Source organism: Candidatus Rokuibacteriota bacterium (genome assembly GCA_016209385.1).
Classification (GTDB): Bacteria; Methylomirabilota; Methylomirabilia; order Rokubacteriales; family CSP1-6; genus JACQWB01.
In genome coordinates this window covers 1-8,410 of sequence record JACQWB010000093.1, presented here as the reverse complement: position 1 = coordinate 8,410, position 8,410 = coordinate 1, and the positions used below count along the sequence as shown (strand labels likewise).

The 8,410-nt window shown below is 65.6% G+C and carries 9 protein-coding genes; 7 read left to right on the top strand and 2 right to left on the bottom strand.

The window, feature by feature from the left end; genetic code table 11:
- Positions 1-33: 33 nt before the first annotated feature.
- Positions 34-2,136 carry a hydantoinase/oxoprolinase family protein gene (locus tag HY726_06460; GenBank protein MBI4608628.1) on the bottom strand — a complete coding sequence of 701 codons (2,103 nt, stop codon included), beginning with the start codon at positions 2,134-2,136 and terminating at the stop codon, positions 34-36.
- 551 nt (positions 2,137-2,687) lie between these two features.
- Positions 2,688-2,945 carry a hypothetical protein gene (locus tag HY726_06455; protein ID MBI4608627.1) on the bottom strand — a complete coding sequence of 86 codons (258 nt, stop codon included), beginning with the start codon at positions 2,943-2,945 and terminating at the stop codon, positions 2,688-2,690.
- A gap of 437 nt (positions 2,946-3,382) precedes the next feature.
- Between HY726_06455 and HY726_06450 the strand changes: the two genes are divergently transcribed.
- The 7 genes from HY726_06450 to HY726_06420 form a co-directional block, all read left to right on the top strand.
- Positions 3,383-4,102: a DUF433 domain-containing protein gene (locus HY726_06450; GenBank protein MBI4608626.1), complete on the top strand. Its 720-nt coding sequence runs from the start codon at positions 3,383-3,385 to the stop codon at positions 4,100-4,102.
- A 40-nt stretch (positions 4,103-4,142) separates the two neighbouring features.
- A complete protein-coding gene (locus HY726_06445; GenBank protein ID MBI4608625.1) occupies positions 4,143-4,544 on the top strand; it encodes a hypothetical protein in 402 nt (133 codons plus the stop codon).
- Positions 4,545-4,807: 263 nt separating this feature from the next.
- Positions 4,808-5,629 carry a polysaccharide deacetylase gene (locus HY726_06440; protein MBI4608624.1) on the top strand — a complete coding sequence of 274 codons (822 nt, stop codon included), beginning with the start codon at positions 4,808-4,810 and terminating at the stop codon, positions 5,627-5,629.
- A gap of 142 nt (positions 5,630-5,771) precedes the next feature.
- Positions 5,772-6,524 (top strand): 3-oxoacyl-ACP reductase FabG, encoded by a 753-nt coding sequence (locus HY726_06435; protein ID MBI4608623.1) that lies wholly within the window; start codon positions 5,772-5,774, stop codon positions 6,522-6,524.
- Between the two features lie 90 nt (positions 6,525-6,614).
- The gene (locus HY726_06430) at positions 6,615-7,592 is read left to right on the top strand and encodes a TAXI family TRAP transporter solute-binding subunit (protein MBI4608622.1); all 978 of its coding nucleotides are present in this window, start codon (positions 6,615-6,617) and stop codon (positions 7,590-7,592) included.
- Complete coding sequence (locus HY726_06425) at positions 7,592-8,125, top strand: DUF1850 domain-containing protein (GenBank protein ID MBI4608621.1); 534 nt, start codon at positions 7,592-7,594, stop codon at positions 8,123-8,125. The genes HY726_06430 and HY726_06425 overlap by 1 nt, the downstream gene beginning before the upstream one ends.
- A 185-nt stretch (positions 8,126-8,310) precedes the next feature.
- Positions 8,311-8,410: nitroreductase (locus HY726_06420; GenBank protein ID MBI4608620.1), on the top strand; the 100-nt coding region annotated here is incomplete at its 3' end.

Below are 8,410 nucleotides of genomic sequence, written 5' to 3'. Positions count from 1 at the left end.
TCCTTGCCGGCCTCTCCGCTGCCTGACGTCTCGTTACCCTGGAAGATCGACGACCAGCGTCAGATGCCGATCCACGCGGCAGCGGCCGCCGGGCGCGATGACGCAGGTGGCCTCGCGCTCCTCCACGATCGCGGGCCCCTCGAAGCTCGCCCCCGGCGCGAGCGCGTAGCGGTCGTACACCGGTGTGTCCACGAAGCCTGCGGCCTCGGCGAAGAAGGCCGGTCGATGACCCTTGAGCGCGTCATCGGGAGAGCGGCTTCCCGTCGCGTCCGTCGCGCCTCCGGCCATTGCCAGATCGGGCACCGGGCCCGAGACCAGGAGCCGCCAGTTGAGGGCTTCGATGGCGACTCCCTGTGCGGTGCGGTGATAGACGGCGCGGTAGGCGGCCTCGAAGTTCTGCGTCAGCGCCGTGAGGCTCTCCGCCGATAGCTGCCCGAGCGGGACGTCCACCTCCACTTCGTGGCCCTGGCCCACGTAGCGCATCTCGGCGCTGCGTCGGAGCCTGACCGCCGAGCCCGTGATTCCCGAGGCGGCCAGGGTCGCGCGGCCTTCCGCCTCCATTTCGGCATACAGTCGGTTGATCAGCTCCCAGTTGGCCCGGTCCAACCGCTCGCGCGACGTCCGGACGAAGTCGAAGGCGAGCGGCGCGGCGAGGAGCCCGAAGGCCGAGATGGCGCCCGCACCGAACGGGATCAGCACGCGCGGTACCCTGAGGATCCGCGCCACCTGCCAGCAGTGGACCGGCCCGGCCCCGCCGAAGGCGAAGAGCGGGTAGGCCCTCAGATCCTTTCCGCGCTCGATCCCGTGGATGCGGGCGGCCGCGGCCATGTTCTCGTTCACCACGCGGTGGATCCCCCAGGCGGCCTCGGTGAGGCTCAGGCCGAGCGGCTGCCCCACGCGTTCCTCGACGGCGCGGCGCGCCGCCTCGCCGTCGTGGCGCATCCGGCCACCGAGGAACAACCCCGCGTCCGGATTGCCCAGGAGGAGGGCGGCGTCGGTGACCGTCGGCTCGCGCCCGCCGAGCGCGTAGCACGCTGGCCCCGGATCCGCCCCCGCGCTCTCCGGCCCGACCTTGAGGAGCCCCATCCGGTCCACCCGGGCGATGGAACCGCCGCCGGCACCGATCTCGATCAGTTCGATGACCGGCACGCGGATCGGGAGCCCGGAGCCTTTCTTGAAGCGGTCGGCGCGCGCCACCTCGAACTCGCGCGCCACGAGCGGCTCGCCGTTGTCGATGACGCAGGCCTTGGCCGTGGTCCCGCCCATGTCGAAGGAGAGCAGCCGCGGCTCGCCGGCCAGGCGCGCGGCGCGCGCCGCAGCCAGCGCTCCCGCCGCGGGTCCGGATTCGACGAGGCGGACCGGGACGCGCTTGGCCGTCTCCGGGGTGGCGATCCCTCCCGAGGAGAGCATGATGAGGAGCCGTCCGGTGATGCCCAGATCGCTGAGCTTCCGCTCGAGTTCCTCCAGGTAGCGGGCCATCAGCGGCATCACGTAGACGTTGGCCGCCGTGGTGGAGGTCCGCTCGTATTCTCGGATCTCGGGGACGACCTCCGAGGAGCAGGAAAGCGAAAGGGTCGGCGCCACCTCGCGGAGCAGCTCGGCCAGGCGCCGCTCGTGGACCGGGTTCAGGTGCGCATGCAGGAGCGAGATGGCGACGGCCTCGACGCCCTCGGCGAGGAGCCGCCGGATCACGCGTCGCGTATCGTCCTCGTCGAGGGGCGTCAGCAGGCTCCCGTCCGACAGGAGTCGTTCGGTCACCTCGAGCCTCAGCCGTCGCGGGACGAGCGGCGCAGGAGGGTCGATGAAGAGGTCGTACATGTCGTAGCGCCCCTCGCGGCCGATCTCGAGGGCGTCGCGGAAGCCTTTGGTGGTCAGAAGGCCGGTTTTCGCCCCCTTGCGCTCGATGAGGGCGTTCGTGGCGAGCGTGGTGCCGTGGATCAGGCCCGCGACCGCAGCAGCCGGGACGTGGGCGTCGTCGAGGAGGCGCGCCACACCGGCCTCGACCGCCTGGGCCGGGTCCTTCGGCGTCGTGAGGAGCTTCCCCACGCGCAGGGCACCCGTCGCCTCGTCCAGCAGGACGAGGTCGGTGAAAGTGCCGCCGATATCGACGCCGATGCGGACCCCTGGATTGGACATCGCGAGTTAGCGGGGTGAATGCTTTGGAAAGTATCAGACCTCGCCACGCGAACTTGACGCCCACTTCCGTCTGAAAGTTCTCAAGATATCAACCCCATGCCAGACATATTGCCGCTGGCTCATCTGACCGAGCCTTGCGTGGTAAGTCCTGACCGCGTTGGCCGATTAAGATCCAAGGTCAATTGCCGTTTTGATGCGGTTGAGTTTGGCGATTTCCGATACCAAGCGTTCTAGCACCTCCGTGCGGAGGGCAGAAACGTCTACACGCTGCTGGGACCGCTCGAATATAGTCTTGACTTGGGCATTAGGGAACGCTTGTGCAGCAGTTATTCCGGCGAACACGTCTTGAACGCGAAGCCCCGACGCCGACTCATAGGTCCTTTCGATAGTATCCCTCACAAGCATAAGGACGCGGCCACGCAGCTCGCACATGTGTCGGTCCTCCAACAAGTTCCGCACGAGCGTTGGCAAGAGTCTACCAAATCGCGGACGAGCACGCACCCGTCGCCCAGGTCGGGCGTCCCGATTAGAGAGTTAGGCTGGTTTGGCCGTCAGTCACTCTGCTTTAAAAGTACCGCGCCGCGCACCAGTTCTACGACCTCCCACCCCTCGGCGCCCACCCGGTTCAGGAGCTGCTCGAAATCCCTAAACTCCTGGCGGAGGGGCCCCCCGGTCGTCTCGATGATCCGGTAGCGGACGGGCTTGGCGGCCGCGCTGGCCGGGGGCGCCACGAACGGCTTGAGCGAGATGATGCCCAGGAACAGCGCGATGAGCCCTAGAAGCAGCCTCGAGATCCTGTCGTTGGCCATGAGATCCTCCGGTGTCGGTTGAGAGAGTCGAGCCCCGGCGGCAGCAGCGGGGCTCCCAAACAGTTTGGCCCGCGCTGCTCGCCTCTGTCAACGCGGGCCTGCGGCGGCCGTGAGTCCCAAGCTGCGGCATACTACGGGTATGCCAAAGGGTTCCGGCCAGCCGACGTCGGCTGACATCTCAATCGCTTGGCCACCCAGATCCTTGAGCAGGCCACTAAGGCCGGGGGAAACGGCGGCGGACCCCTATGCCATCGAGTTGGGGAAGCACGGGGGGCTGAGGCCGGGTAAGGCCAGAGCCGAGACGCTGTCGGGAAGAAGCGGGGTGAATTGCCTGGAAGGTGGCATGGCCGCCGGAGAGGCGCCGAACGGAGGGGATAGCCGCAAAAATTCAGTGGCGGAACTCCTCCTTGTTCGTTTATTGTCGGGTGCGGGAGCAGATGGTGGGAGAGTTCAAGCTCTACGGCACAGATGACCCACGCGACATTCCGGCGTATGGAATGTCAGAAGCTTCTCGCTATCTCGGGATCCCGGTTTCAACGCTTCGGTCGTGGACGGTAGGGCAGCCGTATCGATTCAAAGGGAGGGAGCACTTCTTTGCGCCAGTAATCGAAATCGCTGATCCCAGTCGCCGCTTCCTCTCTTTCTGGAATCTGTTTGAAGCGTACATCTGCGACGCTCTTCGGCATGAACACAACATTTCCCTGCAGAAAATTCGCGCTGCAATCCAGTTGGTCAAAAAAATCGACCGCGACAGTAAACATCCTCTCGCTGAGGCGCAATTCGCGACAGCCGGCCTCGAACTATTCATCGAGGAATACGAGCACATCATTGGCACTTCCAGCGGACAGCTCGGGATCAGGGCGATTCTTGAGCGGTACCTTAAAAGAGTCGACCGGGACAAGTTTGGGCGAGTTGCCAGACTGTACCCGTTTACGCGTTCAACGCGGACCGCCGACTCGCCACGTGTGGTGGTAATCGATCCACTGGTTTTGTTCGGTCGTCCGGTTATCTCCGGGACACGAATCGCCACGGCAGTCGTGTACGAACGGTGGAAGGCCGGGGAGTCTGTCCCGAATTTGGCAGACGATTACCAGAGATTACCGGACGAGATTGAAGAAGCGCTCCGCTGCGAGCACACGTCCGTCAAAGCCGCTTGAGGGGCACACCCTCCTAGTCGAAGAATCGCTGGGTAAGAGGGTGTCTCTCGCGCTCCGTGAGAACGGCCTGTCAGTCGTAATCCAGGGGGAATCTCCTGAGTTCCCGCGAGGAATCGACGATCAAACGCTGGCGGAACGTGCGGGCCGAGGCGGGCTCATCCTTGTTAGCAAAGATCTGGAAATGCGATATCGGCCAAACGAGCGAGAAGCAATAGTTCGAGCACAGTTGCGGGTCTTCCAGTTGACTCGTGGAGCGTGGACAGCTGACGAAATGATCGCGGCGCTGGTGAAGGCCAGATGGAGAATGGACAGACTGGTCAAGAAGCAGGCGCCTCCATTTATTGCACGCATCAATAAGAAAGGCGAGATATCAACAGTCTTTACAGCGCAACAGTTGCGACGCAAGCAAGGACGCCTAAAAGGAAGACTTGACAATGCTTGAGGGCCAAAAATGGAAGGATGAGGTGGCTGAACACCGAGCGCCGAGCCCAAGTAGTAGCTACCCTCGTTGAGGGCAGTAGCATTGGAGTTGTCTGTCGGACATTGATCCACTGCCTTCCCGGTGCCTCGCTTGACTCCTTTCGATCCACAAGATTAGGATGAACCGGGCAAGCGAGCGCTGTCCTTCATTCTCTCGCCCTCATCGGTTTGTCGCCCACGCGGAGCTCTGCAAGTGCATGGGCACGGAGGGACACGGAGGGAACCATGGAACAGGCGATTCGGTGGAAGAACGGGGCGCGGTGCGCGGTGATGCTCACGTTCGACCTCGACGGCGAGAGCCCGTGGATTGGCAGGGATCCCGCGCTGGCGGAGCGGCCCCTGCACATGGGCATGGGGGCATACGGACCGAAGACCGGGATGCCGCGCATCTTGAAGGTGCTCGACCGCTACGGCATCAAGGCCGGGTTCTTCATCCCGGGCTGGATCATCGAACGCTACCCGGACGTGTGCCAGGAGGTGCTCCGCCGGGGCCACGAGGTCGGCCACCACGGCTACCTGCACGAGCGCCCGTTCATGCTGTCAGGGCCCAAGGAGGAGGAAGAGCTGCTCCTCAAGACGCTCGACATCTTCGACAAAATCCTCGGGGTGAAGCCGCTCGGGTCCCGCGCGCCATCGTGCGACCCGAGCAAGCACACGATGGAGCTTCTGAAGAAACACGGCTTCGTCTACCACAGCAACCTGATGGACGCCGACCTGCCCTACTGCCACAAGACCCCTTACGGCGAGCTGGTCGAGCTCCCCACGGCCTGGGTCAACGACGACTGGGTGTACTTCGGGTTCAGCGCGGTGCCGCCGGTGGGGAACGGCATCTGGAGTCAGGAGGAGGTCTACCAGATCTGGGTGGAGGAGTTCGAGGGCGCCTACGCGGAGGGTGGCTTCTTCAACCTCATGGGGCACCCTCAGGTGATCGGTCGTCCCTCCCGGATGCGGATGGTCGAGCGGTTGATCCAGCACATCCTAGGAAAGAAAGATGTCTGGGTCGCCCGGCCGATCGAGATCGCGGAACACTACTTGAGCCAGCGGTGAGGCGACGCGGATCGAGCGCCCACCCACGGCTCCGCCCGACCCAGGCCTTCGGCCTGGGTGCCCGTCCGGCCGGCGCAATCGAAGGCCGCCTCCGATTGCCCTAGGGCAGGTTCGACTGACTTCGCCACACGACATGCGCGGGTTGGCCGGGCGGGTCGCCCTCGTGACCGGTGCCAGCCGGGGCTTCGGGCGCGCCATTGCCCTGGCGTTTGGCCGCGCGGGCGCTGACGTGGTCGTCAACTACCGCGCCAGCGGGGCGCAGGCGGAGCAGGTGGTCGCCGAACTTCAGGGGCTCGGCCGCAAAGCCGTCGCGGTCCAGGCCGACGTGGCGCGCGAGGAGGCGGTGCGTCGGCTCATCGAGGCGACGCTGGCGGGCTTCGATCGCCTCGACGTCCTCGTGAACAACGCCGGGGTCATGGTGCGGGGATCCTTTCTTGAGGTCCCCATTGAGCGCTACGCCGAGATGTTAGCGATCAACGTCACCGGCACCATGCTCTGCAGCTTCCATGCGCTACCCGCCATGATCGAACGCCGCTATGGCCGGATCATCAACCTCTCCTCCCAGCTCGCCACCCTCGGCGCCGTCGGGGGCGGCGGGTTCGCCGCCTACGCCGGGACGAAGGGCGCGATCAACGCGCTCACGAAGGCCTTGGCCCACGAGGTCGGGCCGCACGGGATCACGGTGAACGCCATCGCGCCGGGCTCCATCGAGACCGACATGAGCCGGGACGTGATGACGGAGGAGTTCAAGGCTCGCCGGATCCAGGCGCTGCCGGTGCGCCGGATGGGGACGGTTGAGGACGTGGCCCACGTCGCGGTCTTCCTCGCGTCTGAGGCGTCGGGCTTCCTGACGGGCCAGGTGATCCATGCCAGCGGCGGGCTGGTGATGGGCTGAGGCAGGGTCTTTTGGCTCTTGCGGCCTCGGCTGGACCGGTGTCTAATGTGAACCTACGACAACGCTTCGTGAAGAGGAAGGAGGGCTTGAATGCGAATAACGCGACGGTATCTTTGCCTGCTTCTGATCGGCGGAGTGGCGCTGAGCTGGCTCGCTCCGGGAGCTCTGGCCCAGCAGCGACGCCTCGTCACGATCGCTTCGGGCTGGGTGGTTGGCGTGTACTACCCGCTGGCCGGGGCCATGTCCCGGATCGCGTACAAGGCGAAGGATCTGAACCTCCGGGCGACGGTGGAGTCCTCGGGCGCGTCGGTGGCCAACGCCCAGCTCATCGGGACCGGCGACGCCGACTTCGCCCTCCTCCAGAACGACATCGCCTTTTACGCCTACAACGGCGTCACCCTGGCTGCCTTTCAGGGCAAGCCCGTGAAGAACATGGGCGGGATCTTCGCCATCTACCCCGAGCTGGTCCACGTGGTCGCGACGAAGACCTCGGGAGTCAAGTCGGTGAAGGACCTCAGGGGGAAAAAGGTGGTGCTCGGGCCCCACGGCTCCGGCACCGAGGCCAACGCGATCCAGATCCTTGAGACGTACGGCCTGAGAGAGGGGGATCTTGGCAAGGCCGAGCGGATCGAGGCGGCCGCGGCATCGGATCAGCTCAAGGACGGGCGAGCGGACGCGGCCTTCTTCACCACCGGGCTCGGCTCTGCGGTGATCGTGGACACCTTCATCACCGGCAAGACGACGCTGGTGCCCGTCGTCGGGATGGAGGCTGAGGGGCTCGTCAAGAAGTACCCCTTCTACACGTCAGTGAAGGTTCCGACGAACACCTACAAGGACCAGGGGGAGGCCAGCACCGTGGCAGTGATGGCGATGATGGTGGCGCGGAGCGACCTCGCCGAGGACCTCGTCTACCGGTTCACGAAGGCCATCTTCGACGACCTGCCGCAGTTCCACGCCGCCCACGCCGCGGCCAAGAGCCTGACGCTCGCGACCGCGCTCAACGGGATGCCGATCCCGCTGCATCCCGGGGCCGCCCGGTTCTACAAGGAAAAGGGCGTCTTGAAGTAGTGTCCGGCAGGTCTCGCTGGCTCTGGCGCGCCCTCGTCGGAGGAGCGATCCTCGGCCTTCCGGCGGGGGCGCTGCTGTTTGTTCGGGTGCCCGTCCTCACCGTCCTGGATGCGAAGGTGAACCGGCAGCTCCTCGCCGTTCAGGTCCGCGCCGGCGAGAGTTTCGTCCTCTCCTACCGTCACTCAGTCACCCAGGGGCGGGTTTCGGGGACGTTCGAGGTCGAAGGCGACGGCGCCCTGTGGGTGAGGGAGACGACCTTCAGCTCTCCGGGCCCGGGGCTCCCGGAGCCTCGCCCGGGAGACGCGTACGAGCTTGCCGCGGGGGTGATCCTCCAGCGCAGCGGCGAGCGCGTTCCCGAACTGTCCGTCTTCGTCCACCCGTTCACCGACCACACGCTCGTCGTCAAGGGCCTGACGCTCGCCCTCTCGAAGGAGCTCCCGCCGGGCAGCCTGGTGAAGATCCGCGTCGAGGGCCGGTTCTGGTGGGAGCCGCGGCTGGAAACCTGGCGCCGGAAGCTCGGCGCCGGAAGATAAGGCCGACCTTTCAACGCCCGCGTCACTGCCCAGCCGATTGCCGGGGAAGTCATGCTGAACGCCCCGGGCTGGCTCGAGTGCCCCGGGCCTTGACAGGTCCGTCGTCCCCGCCTTACGCTCCTGCGCGGCGGGGAGTTCCGGGAGCCAGGCGATCCGTGCCAGTGCTGAACGACAGGAGGAACCGCATGCCCAGCGTGGACTACCAGCGGCTCGTGATGCCGATCGGCGAGGCGATCTTCACCCAGCGGTCGATCCGGCGCTTCCGCCCCAGCCCGATCCCCGCGG

Excerpts from the sequence above, each read along its gene's own strand:
- HY726_06460 (MBI4608628.1), bottom strand. The coding sequence starts at position 2,136 with ATGTCCAATCCAGGGGTCCGCATCGGCGTCGATATCGGCGGCACTTTC.
- HY726_06450 (MBI4608626.1), top strand. The coding sequence starts at position 3,383 with ATGGTGGGAGAGTTCAAGCTCTACGGCACAGATGACCCACGCGACATT.
- HY726_06440 (MBI4608624.1), top strand. The coding sequence starts at position 4,808 with ATGGAACAGGCGATTCGGTGGAAGAACGGGGCGCGGTGCGCGGTGATG.
- HY726_06455 (MBI4608627.1), bottom strand. The coding sequence starts at position 2,945 with ATGGCCAACGACAGGATCTCGAGGCTGCTTCTAGGGCTCATCGCGCTG.
- HY726_06430 (MBI4608622.1), top strand. The coding sequence starts at position 6,615 with ATGCGAATAACGCGACGGTATCTTTGCCTGCTTCTGATCGGCGGAGTG.